General features: G+C 59.8%; 18 protein-coding genes and 3 tRNA genes. 17 read left to right on the forward strand and 4 right to left on the reverse strand.

What is annotated here, in order from left to right; genetic code table 11:
- Positions 1 to 271: 271 nt before the first annotated feature.
- Entirely contained in the window at positions 272 to 2,671 is a 2,400-nt protein-coding gene (lon, locus tag V8J81_RS05945) for an endopeptidase La (RefSeq protein ID WP_368474833.1), read from the forward strand.
- Positions 2,672 to 2,737: 66 nt separating this feature from the next.
- On the opposite strand, the gene V8J81_RS05950 is transcribed toward lon, so the two are convergent.
- A complete protein-coding gene (locus V8J81_RS05950; protein WP_368474834.1) occupies positions 2,738 to 3,175 on the reverse strand; it encodes a tail fiber domain-containing protein in 438 nt (145 codons plus the stop codon).
- 113 nt (positions 3,176 to 3,288) lie between these two features.
- Positions 3,289 to 3,468, reverse strand: coding sequence for a hypothetical protein (locus tag V8J81_RS05955; RefSeq protein ID WP_368474835.1), 180 nt, complete (start codon positions 3,466 to 3,468; stop codon positions 3,289 to 3,291).
- A gap of 317 nt (positions 3,469 to 3,785) precedes the next feature.
- On the opposite strand from V8J81_RS05955, the gene V8J81_RS05960 reads away from it, so the two are divergent.
- From V8J81_RS05960 to V8J81_RS05970, 3 genes are all read left to right on the forward strand, one after another.
- Positions 3,786 to 4,562: a polysaccharide deacetylase family protein gene (locus V8J81_RS05960; protein WP_368474836.1), complete on the forward strand. Its 777-nt coding sequence runs from the start codon at positions 3,786 to 3,788 to the stop codon at positions 4,560 to 4,562.
- Positions 4,563 to 4,619: 57 nt separating this feature from the next.
- Positions 4,620 to 5,144 (forward strand): HU family DNA-binding protein, encoded by a 525-nt coding sequence (locus V8J81_RS05965; RefSeq protein ID WP_368474837.1) that lies wholly within the window; start codon positions 4,620 to 4,622, stop codon positions 5,142 to 5,144.
- 15 nt (positions 5,145 to 5,159) lie between these two features.
- Positions 5,160 to 5,234 (forward strand) — tRNA-Val (locus tag V8J81_RS05970).
- Between the two features lie 56 nt (positions 5,235 to 5,290).
- Here V8J81_RS05970 and V8J81_RS05975 read toward each other — a convergent pair.
- Positions 5,291 to 5,494 (reverse strand): hypothetical protein, encoded by a 204-nt coding sequence (locus V8J81_RS05975; RefSeq protein WP_368474838.1) that lies wholly within the window; start codon positions 5,492 to 5,494, stop codon positions 5,291 to 5,293.
- Positions 5,495 to 5,567: 73 nt separating this feature from the next.
- On the opposite strand from V8J81_RS05975, the gene soxR reads away from it, so the two are divergent.
- The 13 genes from soxR to V8J81_RS06040 all read left to right on the forward strand — a co-directional run bounded on the left by soxR (position 5,568) and on the right by V8J81_RS06040 (position 15,161).
- Complete coding sequence (soxR, locus tag V8J81_RS05980) at positions 5,568 to 6,062, forward strand: redox-sensitive transcriptional activator SoxR (RefSeq protein WP_368474839.1); 495 nt, start codon at positions 5,568 to 5,570, stop codon at positions 6,060 to 6,062.
- Complete coding sequence (locus V8J81_RS05985) at positions 6,049 to 6,633, forward strand: histidine phosphatase family protein (protein ID WP_368474840.1); 585 nt, start codon at positions 6,049 to 6,051, stop codon at positions 6,631 to 6,633. The genes soxR and V8J81_RS05985 overlap by 14 nt, the downstream gene beginning before the upstream one ends.
- Before the next feature lie 46 nt (positions 6,634 to 6,679).
- Positions 6,680 to 6,755, forward strand: a tRNA-Val gene (locus tag V8J81_RS05990).
- A gap of 165 nt (positions 6,756 to 6,920) precedes the next feature.
- Positions 6,921 to 7,295 carry a DUF4870 family protein gene (locus tag V8J81_RS05995; protein ID WP_368474841.1) on the forward strand — a complete coding sequence of 125 codons (375 nt, stop codon included), beginning with the start codon at positions 6,921 to 6,923 and terminating at the stop codon, positions 7,293 to 7,295.
- Between the two features lie 92 nt (positions 7,296 to 7,387).
- Positions 7,388 to 8,326 carry a pirin family protein gene (locus tag V8J81_RS06000; protein ID WP_368474842.1) on the forward strand — a complete coding sequence of 313 codons (939 nt, stop codon included), beginning with the start codon at positions 7,388 to 7,390 and terminating at the stop codon, positions 8,324 to 8,326.
- Positions 8,327 to 8,386: 60 nt separating this feature from the next.
- Complete coding sequence (locus V8J81_RS06005) at positions 8,387 to 9,214, forward strand: hypothetical protein (protein ID WP_368474843.1); 828 nt, start codon at positions 8,387 to 8,389, stop codon at positions 9,212 to 9,214.
- Between the two features lie 44 nt (positions 9,215 to 9,258).
- On the forward strand, positions 9,259 to 9,795 hold the full coding sequence (locus V8J81_RS06010; RefSeq protein WP_368474844.1) for a GNAT family N-acetyltransferase: 537 nt from the start codon (positions 9,259 to 9,261) through the stop codon (positions 9,793 to 9,795).
- Positions 9,792 to 10,760 (forward strand): DMT family transporter, encoded by a 969-nt coding sequence (locus V8J81_RS06015; RefSeq protein WP_368474845.1) that lies wholly within the window; start codon positions 9,792 to 9,794, stop codon positions 10,758 to 10,760. The genes V8J81_RS06010 and V8J81_RS06015 overlap by 4 nt, the downstream gene beginning before the upstream one ends.
- 120 nt (positions 10,761 to 10,880) lie before the next feature.
- Positions 10,881 to 10,957: transfer RNA gene (locus V8J81_RS06020), tRNA-Asp, on the forward strand.
- A 361-nt stretch (positions 10,958 to 11,318) separates the two neighbouring features.
- A complete protein-coding gene (locus V8J81_RS06025) occupies positions 11,319 to 12,824 on the forward strand; it encodes an RNA-directed DNA polymerase (RefSeq protein WP_368474846.1) in 1,506 nt (501 codons plus the stop codon).
- A gap of 245 nt (positions 12,825 to 13,069) precedes the next feature.
- A complete protein-coding gene (locus tag V8J81_RS06030) occupies positions 13,070 to 13,747 on the forward strand; it encodes a hypothetical protein (RefSeq protein ID WP_368474847.1) in 678 nt (225 codons plus the stop codon).
- A 41-nt stretch (positions 13,748 to 13,788) separates the two neighbouring features.
- A complete protein-coding gene (locus tag V8J81_RS06035) occupies positions 13,789 to 14,472 on the forward strand; it encodes a hypothetical protein (protein ID WP_368474848.1) in 684 nt (227 codons plus the stop codon).
- A complete protein-coding gene (locus tag V8J81_RS06040) occupies positions 14,472 to 15,161 on the forward strand; it encodes a hypothetical protein (RefSeq protein WP_368474849.1) in 690 nt (229 codons plus the stop codon). Before V8J81_RS06035 ends, V8J81_RS06040 begins: the two co-directional genes overlap by 1 nt.
- Before the next feature lie 7 nt (positions 15,162 to 15,168).
- Here the strand turns inward: V8J81_RS06040 and mnmA are convergent, their stop codons facing one another.
- Positions 15,169 to 16,311: a tRNA 2-thiouridine(34) synthase MnmA gene (gene mnmA, locus V8J81_RS06045; protein ID WP_368474850.1), complete on the reverse strand. Its 1,143-nt coding sequence runs from the start codon at positions 16,309 to 16,311 to the stop codon at positions 15,169 to 15,171.
- Between the last annotated feature and the right edge of the window lie 43 nt (positions 16,312 to 16,354).

Here is a 16,354-nt window from a genome sequence, read left to right on the forward strand (position 1 = left end):
TGTTTGAATGGACGCGCCGGGGTGCCTCTGCGGTGCCCCGGCTTTCCTGTTTTCCACAGTATTTTGCGTATGTGCGACCAATACCCCCTAGGCGTGGGTTGTGTCGCGCGACCAAGCTGTGCATCGTGACGCAAATGCTGCGTGCTGCATCGGTCGCTTGAAACCACCCTGTGCGCGCCCCACGTTAAGACATCCGAGAGAGGAAGGGGGCTAGGCTGCCGCCAAGCGGGGCCCCGCACCCTTGCCTGAACAAAAGGAAGGCATGAGGCTTATGCCAGAGCAAACCACCCATCCCGTCCTGCCGCTGCGCGACATCGTGGTGTTTCCACATATGGTAGTGCCGCTGTTTGTGGGCCGGGAAAAGTCGGTCCGCGCGCTTGAAGAAGTGATGCAGGACGACAAACAGATCCTGCTGTCGTCACAGCGTGATCCGGCGGATGATGATCCGAGTGCGGACGGCATCTATGACAATGGCGTCCTGGCCAATGTGTTGCAGTTGCTGAAGCTGCCAGATGGCACCGTGAAGGTGCTCGTCGAAGGGCGTCGCCGTGTGCATATCGACGAGTTCACCATGGTCGACCCGTATTTCGAGGCGACGGCCAGTCCGCTGGCGGAATCCACTGGCGATCTGGAGGCGATTGCCGCCCTGACACGCTCGGTCGCGGAAGAGTTCGAGAAATACGCCAAGGTTAAGAAGAATATCCCCGAAGAGGCTTTGACGAGCGTGTCCGAGGCATCGGACCCGGCGAAGCTGGCGGATCTTGTTTCGGGCCATCTGGGTATCGAAGTGGACCAGAAGCAGGAGCTCTTGGAAACGCTTGAAGTCGCCGCCCGGCTTGAGAAGGTCTATGGCCTGATGCAGGGCGAGATGTCCGTGCTACAGGTCGAGAAGAAGATCAAGACGCGCGTGAAGTCTCAGATGGAGCGCACGCAGCGGGAATATTACCTTAACGAACAGATGAAGGCGATCCAGCGCGAGTTGGGCGATGGCGAAGACGGCGCGGGCGAAGTGGCCGAGCTGGAAGAGCGGATCGAGGCCACCAAGCTGTCGAAAGAGGCGCGCGAGAAGGCGGATGCGGAGCTGAAGAAGCTCAAGAACATGTCGCCGATGAGCGCCGAGGCTACGGTGGTGCGCAATTATCTGGACTGGATGCTGTCGATCCCGTGGGGCGTGAAATCGCGCGTGAAGAAGGATCTCGGCCGCGCCGAAGAGATCCTCGACAACGACCATTACGGGCTTGAGAAGGTCAAGGAACGGATCGTTGAGTATCTGGCAGTCCAGAAACGCTCGAAGAAGCTGAAGGGGCCGATCATGTGCCTTGTCGGCCCGCCGGGTGTGGGTAAGACCTCGCTTGGCAAGAGCGTTGCGAAGGCTACGGGGCGCGAGTTCATCCGGATTTCGCTGGGTGGGGTGCGTGACGAGTCCGAGATCCGCGGTCACCGGCGGACCTATATCGGCTCGATGCCCGGCAAGATCATCCAGGCGCTGAAGAAGGCGAAGACGACCAATCCGCTGATCCTGCTCGATGAAATCGACAAGATGGGGCAGGATTTCCGGGGTGACCCGGCGTCGGCCATGTTGGAAGTGCTGGACCCGGAACAGAACTCCACCTTTGTGGATCACTATCTTGAGGTTGAATATGACCTCTCGAACGTGATGTTCCTGACCACCGCGAACTCCTACAACATGCCGGGGCCACTTCTGGACCGGATGGAGATCATTCCGCTGGCCGGCTACACCGAGGATGAAAAGGCGGAGATCGCGCATCGCCATCTGATCCCCAAGCAGGTGAAGAACCATGGTCTGAAAGCCAAGGAATTCACGCTGGAACCGGAAGCGTTGCAGGAAATGATCCGCACCTATACCCGTGAAGCGGGCGTGCGGAACCTGGAGCGTGAGATTGGCAAACTGGCGCGGAAAGCGGTGACGCGGATTGTGCGCGGGAAGGATGAAGAAGTTGTCGTAACTCCCGAAAACCTCGACGATTTCCTTGGCGTGAAGAAGTTCCGTTACGGTCTGGCCGAGGATGCCGACGCCATCGGTGTCGTCACGGGCCTCGCCTATACGTCAGTCGGCGGTGACCTGCTGCATATCGAGGCGTTGAAACTGCCCGGTAAGGGGCGGATGAAGACGACCGGTAAGCTGGGCGACGTGATGAAGGAGTCGATTGATGCGGCCTCTTCCTACGTCCGCTCCATCGCGCCGCAGATCGGGGTTAAGCCGCCGAAGTTCGACCGGATGGACATCCACGTCCACGTGCCCGATGGCGCAACGCCCAAGGACGGGCCGAGTGCGGGTCTGGCAATGGTGACCTCCATTGTTTCGGTCCTGACGGGTATTCCGGTAAAGCGTGACATCGCCATGACCGGCGAAGTCAGCCTGCGCGGCAACGCCATGCCCATCGGCGGGTTGAAGGAGAAACTGCTCGCAGCCCTGCGTGGGGGCATCACAACGGTCCTGATCCCGCAGGAGAACGAGAAGGATCTGGCGGAAATCCCGGACAACGTGAAAGAGGGGCTGAACATCATCCCCGTCAGCCACGTGTCGGAAGTGCTGGAACATGCGCTGACGTCTGTGCCGGAACCCATTGAATGGGATGAAGCAGCGGAAGAGGCAGCTGCGGCCCAAGCGGCGCTGGAGCGTGGTGGCACCGGCGCAACCGCGCACTGAACATAGTTAGGCCCCGCCGGATCGTGTCGGTGGGGCCTTTTTTGTGCCGATGGCAATGAGCGGCGTTTAGTCCACCAACTCCATGGTCAGGCCAAGCGCGTCGTAGTTGACCGCCAGATAGCCCCCCAGCATCGGAGTGACCGCATCAGGGCGGTACTGCATGACCTCTTGCGCCATCACGCCACGAAAGCGCTGATCTGATCCGATGTAGCTCCACTCATAAATGCCAAACCCGGCCTCAGTTGTGCCGATGCGCACGATGTCTTCTTTCAGGCGTTCGTCACTTGCGGCATGGGCGTAGCTCATCATGCCACCGTCATTGGCTGCGGTCAGGACGAGAAGAACCATCAATATAGCCAGGGCCGGAACGATGATATGCTCGGCCGTTTCGGCCGTATTCTGATGGATGACGGTTACGTCCATCTGTGGTTGCGGCGCGGATTGCGCGAACGCTGTGTTGACGGTCAGGCTGGCCGCCAACGTTAAAGCCAAAAAGTTTTTCATAAGTGTCTTCCCCCTTTGAATAAAAAAAGCGCCCCGCAGAACGGGGCGCCCATCAACACGCTTCTAAACCGAAGCGGTGATCTTGATATGGATGGGTGCGCGGCACCCGACCCTTAGCCGTGGTGCAGCATGATCAGCAGCAGAAGCGCGAAGATCGGCACGAAGATGCCGCCGTTCGACGCTGCTGTATCTTCAACCACGACGATTTCCGGCGTGACGGTCACGATGCCACCGGCCTGTGCGGCGGTTGCGAATGCGGCGATGGCCAAAGCGGCGATCAAAACTTTTTTCATAGGATTTCCCCGAGTGTTAAGCAGACGAAAGACGCGGCGTTGCAGCCCCGCGTTGATTTGACATTGGCAAAATGCAGGGGTGTCGATCAATGCAACTCGCTCAAAAAGCGCCGACAAACAGCGTTCAGGCGTCAAAAAGTGGCGCTCTCGCAACGATTTGGGCGTGCTCGCGGCCTGCGGTGGGCCTGAATCGTGGCCATTCGACAACGCCCCACCTCTGATTCGAGCAATCCTCCAACCGATTCGTTGCGCGACAGGCGGTCTTTCGCCCATCGTGCGAGCGGGGGGGCGTAAGCCATCGCGAGGGTCCACGCGACATGTCCAGAGTAAACCGCCGTGCCCTGCTGCATTTGGCAGCATCCACCCTTGCCGTGCCGTTCGTTTCGCGTGCCACGCAAGCGCAATCCATGCCCCAATCCTTTGCCGGACGTGGAGAAATTCGCCGCGGCGTTGATGCGACCGTCACACGTATTCCCACTGCGCAGCCCTACGTTGCGATGACGTTCGACGACGGGCCGCACCCGCGATTGACGCCGCAACTGCTAGATATGCTGAGCGCACGGGGCATCCGGGCCACGTTTTACGTGATCGGGCGCAATGCCGCGCGCTATCCGCAGATTTTGCAGCGCATGGTCAATGAAGGGCACGAGATCGGCAATCACACCTGGTCGCACCCCAATCTGAACGGGCATTCGGACGGGTCGGTTTTGAACCAAGTGGATCGCACCAATCGCGCTGTTTACGAGGCTGTTGGACGGCCACCGGTCACGATGCGCCCACCCTATGGCAACCTTTATGATCGGCAGCGCCTGATGCTGCACCAGACCCGCGCCATGCCAACGGTGCTCTGGTCTGTCGATACGCTGGACTGGCAACGCCCCGGATCGTCGGTGATATCGAGCCGGGTGGTCAATGGATCGCATCCCGGTGGCGTGATCCTCGCCCATGATATCCACACGGCAACGGTGCGCGCGATGCCAGCCGCACTGGATGGTGTGATGGGGCGGGGGTTCCGCTTTGTAACCGTGTCCGAATTGATCGGCTGGCCGCGCTGGGATCGGCGGCGTTTGCGGTTGGTGGATGCGGCCAGTTAACTCTAATTTTGCCGCACACTGGCCCAATGGACGCTGATCGGTTAAGCTGTTGTCGAAATGGAAACAATCGGCGCGGGCTTTTGCGTGACGCCGGTGGAAGGGCAGATCGAGATGGCGACCAAGACAACGAGCAAAGCGAAAAGCACGACGGCCAAGGCGACATCGGCCGGGCGGCGCAAATCGACCACAAGCACCAAGAAATCCTCTACGACGTCTGCGACGGCGGCCAAAGCGGCTGCACCGACATCCCCCGCAGCACCCGCACCGAAGCCCGCGGCCGAGGTTGCCGCATCCACGGCCACTGACGCGCTGCGTCGACCGGATCTGATCCAGGCGGTGGCGGATCGCGTGTCGCTGAAGCGGTCCGAGGCGAAGATGGTCTTCGATGTGGTCCTGGACGAGATTGGCAAAGCGCTCGACGCCAATGAAGAGGTGATCGTGCCGCCGCTTGGCAAGCTGATGGTGAAAAAGCGCCTCGAAAAGCCCAATGGCGAGATGCTGACGCTGAAGCTGAAGCGGGCCGCGGCGGACCCGACGGCGGGCGATGTCGCCCCCCTTGCGAAGCCCGACGAAGAGGGCTAAATGCCGCCCCACGGCGGGTGATTAGCTCAGTGGTAGAGCGCTTCGTTCACATCGAAGATGTCGGGAGTTCAAATCTCTCATCACCCACCAACCTTCCTTTCTTGTGAACGCGGTTGGCTCGGGTGGGCTTGCGTTTGTAGGGCGCCTCACCACAGATCCGTGCGCAAAATCGGGCGTTCGTTGACCGGCAAGCCCAGATCACGGGCCAGATGCGGGTCGGTCAAAACGCGTTCGAGGCACCGCCGTTGCTGCGCTTTTGCGGCGCGCAGCCACCATGAGCGCCAGAGGCGGTTAAGGGTGGGACGGCTGGCGTGTGCGATGGGCGCTTGGGCCGTGATTTGAGTGTTCATTGTCTTTTCCTCTTGGCGAATCGATTTGATTTCATGAGGCTACGGCCTCAAGTTCACTTGAGGTAAAGCGCCAATGTCCTCTCGCATCGCGAAAGATCTCAGCGTCGGCCAGATGGCGGAGCGGGCCGGTGTCGCCGTGTCGACGCTGCATTTCTATGAGGCCGAAGGGCTGATCCAATCCTGGCGAACGGCGGCCAATCATCGCCGCTATGACAGGCGTGAATTGCGGCGGGTGGCGATCATTCGCACGGCTCAGGCCGTGGGAGTGCCGCTCGCAGAAATCAAGGCGATGCTCGACTCGTTGCCTGATGGGCGGATCACGGCAGACGAATGGCGCAAGGCTGCGGATGTCTGGGCCGCCCAATTGGATGAGAAGATTGCCACCCTGCAAAGCCTGCGCAGCCAGATGGGCGCGTGCATCGGTTGTGGGTGCCTGTCGATGGAGCATTGCCCGCTTTATAATGCCGATGATCGCATGGGCGCTCGGGGCGCGGGGCCGCGCCGGTGGGTCGGAAGCGCAGAGGAAGTGGCGGAAATGGATGCAGGGGCAGATGATGGCACGCCCTGATTACCCGCCGATTTACGTGCTGCGCCACGGGCAGACGGAATGGAACCTAGCCGACCGGATGCAGGGGTGGGGCGATTCACCGCTCACCCCGTTGGGGCGCGCGCAGGCAGAGGTGCAGCGGGCCATTCTGGCGGACGTTCTGGATGGCAGCCAAGCGGCGTTCTACAGCCCGTCTGGCCGGGCCAAGACCACGGCGCAGATCGCGTTGGGCGCGCATTTTGAGGCAGCGGTTGAAGATGCGCGCCTGCAGGAGATCAATGTAGGCGACTGGACCGGGCGTACGCCGACCGAGATCGCGGCTGAGGTAGGCGGCATCAACCCGACCGAGGATTGGCATATGTGGAAGTTCGGTGCCCCCGGAGGTGAGACGCTGGATGATATGACCGTGCGGTGTCAGGCGGTACTGGACGCACTCACGCAGCCTACAATCCTAGTCACTCATGGTGTCACATCACGCTTGCTTCGGTGCCTTGCATTGGGCCTGCCACCGGAGGCGCTTGGCACGTTGCCGGGGGGGCAAGGTGTCGTTCATGCCGTGGAAAACGGAAAAGCGTGCATTTTAGGTCAGTAACCGCTTGCCGGAGTGGCAAAGGATTTGTTACAGCCCGCGTCGGTTCGGGTGGTTAGCTCAGTTGGTAGAGCGTCTCGTTTACACCGAGGATGTCGGGGGTTCGAGCCCCTCACCACCCACCACCTTCTCCTCTGAAGAGCGAATAAGGGTGTTTTAGCAGGCAGACGTGTTTGCAAATGAGCCCTCCTTTCCGAACCCGATCATCGATACGACACGCGCATTGTTGACCCGCGCAAGGCGTTGCTGTCACAGTCGGTTCAACGCGCAAAAAGAACGGGTTATCCAGCATGTCAGACCAAGGCCCTCCACCGATCATGTCGCCCAGGCAAGGCGATCCACTGCAGCCTGCGATCATCATTTACATTCTCATGGGTGTTGGCATTTTTGTGCCCTTCACCGCTTTGGCCGGTGTGGTTTACGCCTATGTGGAGCGCGGCAAGGATCCGGTGCTTGATACGCACCTGTCCTTCCTGATCCGGACATTCTGGTGGGGTTTTGTGTGGATCATCGCGGGCTTCATTCTGGCCTTTGTCCTGATTGGCTTTCTGATCTGGATTGCATGGATCGTCTGGCTTGCCGTTCGGATCATCACGGGGATCCAGCTGGCGCAAAAGCAGCAGCCGATTCAGGGCGTAGAAGTGTTCGGCATGAAAGCTGTCTGAGCGAGAGCGCACAGAAACGGTTTGGATTCCGGGAATTGGCGCGATCCTGCAACGGGGCTAACTACGTTGAACACGTAATGAGGAATTGACCCATGAGCTGGAACCCCGCCCTCGACCCCGATTGCCCGACCGGTGACGATGTGGATGCGATCGAGACCGTTATTGTGCCGCGCGCCCGTGACTTGGGCGATTTCGAAGTCCGCCGCGCCTTGCCCGCGCCTAAGCGGCAGATGGTGGGGCCGTTCATCTTCTTCGATCAGATGGGACCGGCGGAGTTCATCACGGGGCAGGGCGTGGATATCCGCCCGCATCCCCATATCGGCTTGTCGACCGTGACGTACCTTTATGAGGGCAAGTTTCACCACCGCGACAGCCTTGGCACCGATCAATGGATCGAACCGGGCGCGGTGAACCTGATGACGGCGGGCCACGGGATCACCCATTCGGAGCGCATCGACGGTGAGATGTTGAAACAGCCCTACCGGCTGGCGGGCATTCAGACGTGGATCGCTTTGCCGAAGGACGCTGAAGACAATGCGCCCGATTTCGTTCATGCGGCCAAGGCAGACTTGCCGTTTCTGGAAGGCGAAGGGAAGGAACTGCGCCTGATCCTCGGCACCGCTTATGGCGAGGCCGCGCCGGTCGCCACCCCGTCCGAGATGTTCTACGCCGACGCCGTATTGCGGCCTGGGGCCAAGCTGCCCATGCCGGACGACCATGAGGATCGTGGGGCCTATGTGGTGCAGGGGGCCGTTACCATTGCGGGTCAGACCTTTGAGAAGGGCCAGATGATGGTGTTCCGGCCCGGGGACCGGGTTTCCATGCAGGCCGGCGATCAGGGCGCGCGCGTAATGATCCTTGGGGGTGAAACGCTGGAAGGGCCGCGTCATATCTGGTGGAACTTCGTGGCCTCCTCGAAAGAGCGCATCGAAGAGGCGAAAGAGGCTTGGCGGCAAGGCGATTGGCAACATGGCCGCTTCCAACTGCCACCGACCGATGATGGCGAGTTCATACCGCTGCCAGACAGGTGACAGCCCCGCGCCGCGCCCTTAGGGTCAGCGTGTTGGCAGAAGCAATGGCCTGAGGGCGCTTTGAAAGCATATCCGTTTTTCGTTTTGGTTTGCGCGCTTGGGTTGGTAGGCTCTGAAGGCATGGCCTTCTCGGCTGAGGCCTGTGCCGAGAATTATATCGCTGATGATTTGCCGGAAGATGCGCGCGCGACGGCTTTGCCGGAGTACTTCGTGGAGCCCGGCCAGCTTGGCAGCCCCTTGATCTGTACGCTGGTGCCGAGTGAGGTTTACGGCCCGATGATTCAGGTCTCAGCCGCCATTGCGGACGACCCGAATACCGCCTTCGTTCAGTACTTTCCGGACAACGTGCAGATCCTGCGCACCGATGGCGAGGGCGCAGGTTTGGTCCTGTCGGCCTGTGGTCCGATCCCGCAAGACCTGCCGCCGGAGCGCAACCCCGGCGGGTTTTGGTGCCGGATCGATGTCTCGGTCGGGCGCGGCGTCGTGTTCGATCTGGAGTATGATGCTGAGGGGGCGCTGGCCTGGCTGAACTTCGAGGTTTCGGCGCTGGACACCGGGATATTGGCCAATTCGACGCTTGCCCCGGTTCTGGGAGAGACCGCGCCGAATGATATTCGAGCAGGCCTGTTTCTGGATGGATCCGACACGACCTTCCTGATGCGACATGCGCAGGCGGCTGATGTGTTCCGAATGGTTGAGCTGCAATCCATCATCGACCTTTACCGTGCGCAGCGCGATACGCCACAGGCCATGACGATTGTGATTGAAACCGGCGAGCCTGAAACTGGCCCTTTTGCCCAGATCGACCTGCCAGCGCGCTTGTTGTCGGAGATCATGGCGGAGTTGGCTTTGTTGGAGGACCTCGTTCGCACCCATCGCGGATTGTAACGCCGTCTCTTGCGCTTGGCCGGTGGGCCATGCACCGTCCGCCTATGTCACCGTCCCTTGTCATGCATATTCGCCCGGCTCTGCCGCAGGACCTGCCCGAGATCGCGCAGTTGCATGAGGCGAACTGGCGTCGGGACTATGCGGGGGTTCTGCCCGAATATGCGTTGGGCGCGCATCTGACCGACTACATGGCGCGCAAGTGGCACAACGGCGCGTTGCGTGACCGGCGGTGCCTTGTGGCCCGCGACGGGGCTGGCACTTTGTTGGGGTTCGCGGCGATGCTGGATTCGGGACCTGACGAGCACGCCTTTCTCGATAACCTCCATGTGGCCCCGGCATTCCGCGCGCATGGGATCGGTCGGGCGTTGATGTCTTCTGTTGCGGTTCTGGCCATTCCCGGCCCGCTTTCGCTGGAGGTGCTATGCGCCAACATGCAGGCCCGCGCGATCTACAAGGCATGGGGCGGCGAGGAGAGCGCGGAGTTTGCCGATGACATTCTTGGCGTCTCAGTGCCTGCCGTGACGGTTACATGGCGCGATACGGTCTGGCTGGCCGACCGGCTGAGCGGGGCAGATGTATGAGCAGCGGGACGCCAACGCGCGCCATCGTGTTGATCCTGATCGGCATGGCCTGCATTTCGGTCAACGATACGCTGATCAAGCTGCTGTCGGGCGGCTATCCGCTGCACCAAATGGTCTTCATCCGCTCGGTCATCGGGCTGTGCTTTACCGCCGTGATCCTTATGGGCGAGGGCGGGCTAGCCTTGCTGAAAACGGACCAGCCGGGGCTACACCTTGTGCGAGCGATCCTGATCGTGATTGCGAACATGACCTTCTTTGCGGCTTTGGCAGTTATGCCGCTGGGTGTTGCGACAGCGCTGTTCTTCGTCGCTCCCCTCTTCATCACTTTGCTCGCGATCCCTGTTCTGGGGGAGCGTGTGGGCATACATCGTTTAACGGCCCTTTTGGTGGGCTTTGCCGGTGTGGGCGTCATGATGCTGCCGTCCAGCGACTGGGGGGACGTGCCGCCGGGCGCGCTGTTTTTGCCGGTGATTGCGGCGGCCTGCTACGCAGGTATGCAGGTGATGACTCGCAAACTGGGCGCGAAGTCGGCGGCGTCGGCCATGGCGATCTACATTCAGGTGGCGTTTATCGGTGTCTCGATCCTGTTCTGGATCAGTGTGGGCGACGGACGGCTCGCGGATCAGGTACAAAATGAGAGCCTTGTTTTCCTTCTCCGCGCATGGATCTGGCCCGCGTCAGACGACATCTGGAAGTTCGCGATCCTTGGCCTGATGTCTGGGATGATCGGCTATTGCCTCAGCCAGGCCTATCGCTTGGGGGATGCGGCGACGGTTGCTTCTTATGAATATGCTGCACTACCCATGGCGATTGTCTTGGGATGGGTGGTCTTCGGTGAACGCCCCGGCTGGGTGATGCTTGCAGGCACCGCCCTGATCGCGGGCGCGGGCCTCTATGTTTTCGCCCGCGAACGGCAGCGCGCGGGTGTTGGGCCAGCAGCGGAACGCCCTATTCGGCGGGGGTAGATGAGCCTGGCAAGACGCGGGCTGCGGAAAAGCCGCAAATCCAAGCGACGGACCGCTTGACGGGGCAGGCGGCTAGCCCTAAACCGCCCCTCACGCCGGGTTGCCCGGTGTAAAGGGTGAGCGGTTGTAGCTCAGTTGGTTAGAGTACCGGCCTGTCACGCCGGGGGTCGCGGGTTCGAGCCCCGTCAACCGCGCCACCACCCTCAAAAAAGCCTGTAATCCCAAGGGGTTACAGGCTTTTTTTTTGTCTCGAGGGGCCATTTGGGGGGCCAATGCTCTTGTCAAACGGCCTAAAATGGCATTCGTGATGCGCCTTAACCGTCACCAACCAACCAGAATCGTCATAAGTTCGAGCCCGCTCAACCGCGCCATACTTTGCCGGATTGATTCTCTAAGGTGCTCTATGAACGGTGAAACGACCCGATTGCGTCGTGGAGGAAACTCTGTCGCGCTGCACGTTTTTCGTTTGCTCAGGCGCTGCTGCGCAGGCGTATCAGCGTGGTCATCAGAGCAACACTTTTTACGGGGACGGTTTGTCTGAAGCTACAAAGGATAAAGATGAAACGAGTTATCGACTTGGATGGTGCAGCAGCCCGGGCTTACCTAGAACGGCCAGAATGCTACTTTCGATCGGACTTTCCACCATACATTAGCTTTGGATCCATTCTTTCTGACGTATCGGCTGCTCTATCGGGCAGGCCCTACACCGATTTTCAGAAAGCAAAACCACACCGACCTGTCGACACGGCTGGCGTAAACTACGAGCTGTTGAGCACCAAAGACGGACGTTTCGCATGGCGACCATTTGAGCTCATCCACCCAGCCATCTACATCACTTTGGTTCAGCTAATCTGTGAGGAATCGAACTGGTCGCTTCTTCAAGAGCGTTTCAATGAGCTACAGACTGGAGTTGTTGAGTGCACGGGCTTCCCTATGGCGTCGTCCACATCGACTAGTCATGATGCGTTGCAGGTTAGAAATTGGTGGTTGCGCTACGAACAACGGTCGCTCGCTCTATCACTTGAATACACGCACCTACTGAAAACTGACGTCTCCAACTGCTACGCTTCATTGTATACGCACAGCATTCCTTGGGCGCTTCACGGGTATGATTTCGCAAAGCAACATCAAACCGACAGGACACTTCTAGGTAATCAAATAGACTTCCATATCAGGAACAGCCGCTACGGACAGACGAACGGGATTACTCAAGGTTCCGTTCTGATGGACGTTATTGCCGAGCTCGTGTTGGCTTATGTGGACCACCTGATAACCAATCAATTGAAGGGTGAAACAGACTTCCATATCCTGAGATACCGTGACGACTACAGCGTCTTCACATGTAGTGACGAGCTGGCCACCAAGATCGTGCGGGTTATCAGCGACTGTCTAAGGAAGGTGGGGATGCAGCTTGGCGGTGCGAAGACATCTGTCAGCACCAACATCGTTGAGGGGGCAATCAAATCTGAGAAACTGGCCGGTATACAGCTTGAGGACATGGATATCACCCAAGCGAAGTCGGTGCAGAAGCAGCTTCTACGTTTGCACTCATTTGCCCGGAAGTATCCCAACACAGGTGCTGTCAAACGGTTGGCTGACCATGCGTTTCAGAAAATTATGACCGTCACGGTAGCGCCTGACGATCTTGTAGTCCAAGTGGCAATAGTCTGTGACATTGCGGTAGTGTCACCGAGCGCGTTCCCAGCGTTGTCCGGAATACTCGCGAAGTTAATTTCGTTCGCGCCAGAGCAAGACCGACAACTTCTCTGGAGCAAAGTCATCCAAAAAATGCAGCGAATACCTCACAACGGGCATCTTGAGGTATGGTTGCAACGGATAACCAAAGCCAACGGCGTTGATCTAAATTTTTCAAGCCTCGAACCGATTTGCCAGATCGTAGACGGTCAAGCAGCAGACCTGTGGGACAATAGCTGGATCGACAATCATGTGTTGGTGAAAGCACTTGATGCTTCCAAGATCGTTGTTGGCGTCCCGGAGGAACTTGATCCTGTCCCCGCTATTGAGGAGATCGCGCTCTTCCGCGAATTCGCTGAGTTCTCCTAGGCGTCGGATTCGCCGTCGGAGGTGTGATTTTACGGACGCGAGAATGGGGGGCCATTTTTCAACTCAAGGGGGGCCATTTCATAATAAACGAAACCGTCATCAATCAGCATAGATCGACGAGAAACGACAGTGATCTTCTTTACTTTATTGATGTTTAGCTGATCAAACAGCATTCATCGGCGTGAGACGTCACTATTTCCATCGCGCGTCAACCGCGCCACTTTCCTCTCAAAGGAGCGACGAAAATGGTCCGATCCCTGTTGGCCTCGTTTCTTGCTTTGGGTCTGGCAAGTTCTGCCCATGCAGAGGATGCACCACCCATTCTGGACCTGCCGTTTGATCTTGCGATGATGGTTGGGGGCAGCGCCGACGCGCTGATGGACCGGCTGACAGAGCATTTCCCGGACCACCGGATCGCGCGCCGCAACCTGATCCCAGCGGTCGAGGATGAAGCGTTTTGGATGATCGATGGCACGCTATTAGTGTCCCAAGACCCGCTCAGCGCCTTTGGGCTGGCCTGTACGCAATACGGGCGTTCAACGCTGGATTTCTTTGCTGAGAACCGTGATCTGAGCTTTGAGGCCGAAACCGTACTGCACGAGGCTGATATTCGTATCGATGACGGCGCGGTCTGGCCCGGTGCGGCGTCTGCAGTACTCAATTGCCGATACGTCCTTGCCGCGCCAACCCACGAGGTGGACATCGCATTGGATGAATCTCTCGTCGACGCCACCCTTGCGGACTGGTTTGAAACGCGCGTTTGGCAAGATGACCCGCTGGGGCTCGGCTCGGATATTCGGCAGGCCGATGCAAGCGGGGCTGTTCCCTTGGATGGGGTCTTGGTCGAGTCGGCGACGGTTTCGCTCAGCGCAACCAACAGCTCAGTGGCGATGCGCAGTTTCGCCCTTGCGGGCGGTGTTTGACCCGTTGTGAGCATGACGGCAGCAGCGTAGCGTTTGCGCCGATGAAACGCGCTCTGGTTGTCCTTGCTCTGGCCGCTTTGCACGGCCTCCCGCTCCACGCGCAGCCCTTGGAGTTCCCTTTGGCCGACGTGCTCAGCCTTGGATCCCATGCCTATGCCCGGTCGGACGATTTCAGGGAGCATCTGGAAGCGGTCTTGCCCGATGCTCGGTTCGAGCCGGAGCCAGACATCACGGCAGAAGAAGATCCGTTTCGATGGGCGCTCGGCGGCACGTTTGGCGGGCAGGGGGCCTCACCCCGGCCCGGTGCGCTGTTCGGCTGCGCGCGATACGGGTTGGCGACCCGCGATCTGTTCGCCGAACACGGCTTCGCGCGGCCCGAGACGTTTGGCTTGATGGGCGCGGTCCTTCCCTTGGCCGATGATGCGGAGGTCTGGCCAGAGGCCGCAGTGGCGCGTCTGCATTGCACCTTCATCTGGGACGACGCTGAGACGGTCGCGATCCTGCTCCAGGCCGAAGCGGTGACCGGTTTGAGTGCGGTCTTCTCTCATGTGGAAAGCGAAAGCGGCGGGCTGTTTTTGCGGCTGTTGGGAGAGGATGGGTTCAGGCTATCCGGGTGGAACGAGGCGGGAGATACTATGGTCTGGGTCGAGTCGGGCGATGTGATCCTGACGAACGGGCACCAACAGGTCTCGTTCCGGGCATATCTGATTGGAGGAGCGGTTTGATGAAGACGTGGACAACAGCGCTGTTTCTATGGGGCGTTGCCTCCGGCCCCGCCGACGCGCAGGTCGATCCGCGCCCGTTGCTGGACCTGATCTTCGAAGCCGGGCAATCCGCCGAAGGCTTTGCCGATGCGGTCCACGCCGTCATGCCCGCCCCCGACGCACATCCCAGGGTCAATTCGGCCTGGCAGGACGTGCTCGACGCCGACCCTATGCATTTCGACGTCTTCACCACCGAGGCGGACCTCGGCCCCGGCATTGCAACCGGCCATCTGCGCTGTCTGCGCGTTGGACTTGCAACGCGGGATGCGCTTTTGTCTGGCGATCTGTCGAGGTTGGAACAGCAGAATGTCCAGCACGAGGCGCTGATCTATCCTGGGGTTCTGGAAAACTGGCCAGAGGATGCCATCGGCAGCGTCTTCTGCGCCAATACGATCATGGGACCGGAGCCGCGCCCTGAATACGATGTCACAATCGCGGTCGGGTGGTTGAGCGCACGGCTCGATGACGTGCGCGGCGTCGACGCGCCGATTGAACGGGAATATCCGATAGATGGCATTCTGACGGATATCGAGGCATCGGGCGCCTATGACGCGAACGGTGTGCGGCTGGTCCATGTCGGGCTGTTTCAGATGGAGGGCGGAACCCGTCAGCTCGACGTGCAGGCGTATATCCTGGCAGGGACCAGTTAGGTGCGCCTTAGCCTTTGTGGATCCAGCCACCACCAAAAATGCGGGTGCCGGTCGGGTCGTAGAACACGCAGGCCTGGCCTGGGCTCACGCCTTCTTCGGCGACCACCAGCTCCACTTCCGCTTCCGTGGCCGAAAGCGGCCGGATCGTCGCCCCGCGGGGCGGGCGGGTGGAGCGGATTTTGACGTCCAATTCCCACACGTTACGGCTGTCGAAAGGTGCGTCGCCGAGCCAGTTGATTTCGCGCACTGGGACCGTGCGGGTGCTGAGCGCCTCTTTCGGACCGACGATCACGCGGCGTGTGTCGGGGTCGAGTTTGACCACGTAAAGCGGATCGGCCAGCCCCCCGATGCCAAGGCCGCGCCGCTGACCAATAGTGTAGTGGATCACGCCGCGATGTTCGGCCAGCACGTTACCATCCATATCCACGATCTCGCCGGGATCGGCCGCACCGGGGCGCAGCTTTTCGATCACCGCGGCATAATCGCCGTTTGGCACGAAACAGATGTCCTGACTGTCGGGTTTGTCGGCCACGCTCAGCCCGTATTTTGCAGCCAGCGCCCGTGTCTCGGCTTTTGACGCCAGATGACCCAGCGGGAAGCGCAGGTAATCGAGCTGTTCTTGCGTGGTGGAGAACAGGAAATAGCTTTGGTCGCGCGCCGCATCGGCGGCCGAATGAAGCTCAGCCTTTTGGTCGCCCATCATCCGCTGGATATAATGCCCCGTTGCCATGCAATCGGCGTCTAGGTCTTTGGCCGTGCCAAGCAGGTCTTTGAATTTCACCCGCTCATTGCAGCGGATGCACGGCACGGGTGTGGCACCGGCCAGATAGCTGTCGGCGAATTCGTCGATCACGGCGTCTTTGAAGACGTTTTCGTAGTCCAGCACGTAATGCGGGAAGCCCATGGTTTCGGCCACACGCGCGGCGTCATGGATGTCACGCCCTGCGCAGCACGCGCCTTTCTTTGCCAGGGCCGCGCCATGGTCATAAAGCTGCAAGGTGACGCCCACGACGTCATAGCCTTCCTCTGCCAACATTGCGGCCACAACGGACGAATCCACACCGCCCGACATCGCGACCACAACGCGCGTGTCTTGCGGGGCTTTTGCGAAGCCAAGGGAATTGACGCCATCGGCGCGGTCGAGTGCCATGGGAATGTGCCTTATCGGAAGCGTGCCGCAGGCATATAGGAAA

This window comes from Gymnodinialimonas sp. 202GB13-11 (assembly GCF_040932485.1).
Taxonomy (GTDB): domain Bacteria; phylum Pseudomonadota; class Alphaproteobacteria; order Rhodobacterales; family Rhodobacteraceae; genus Gymnodinialimonas; species Gymnodinialimonas hymeniacidonis.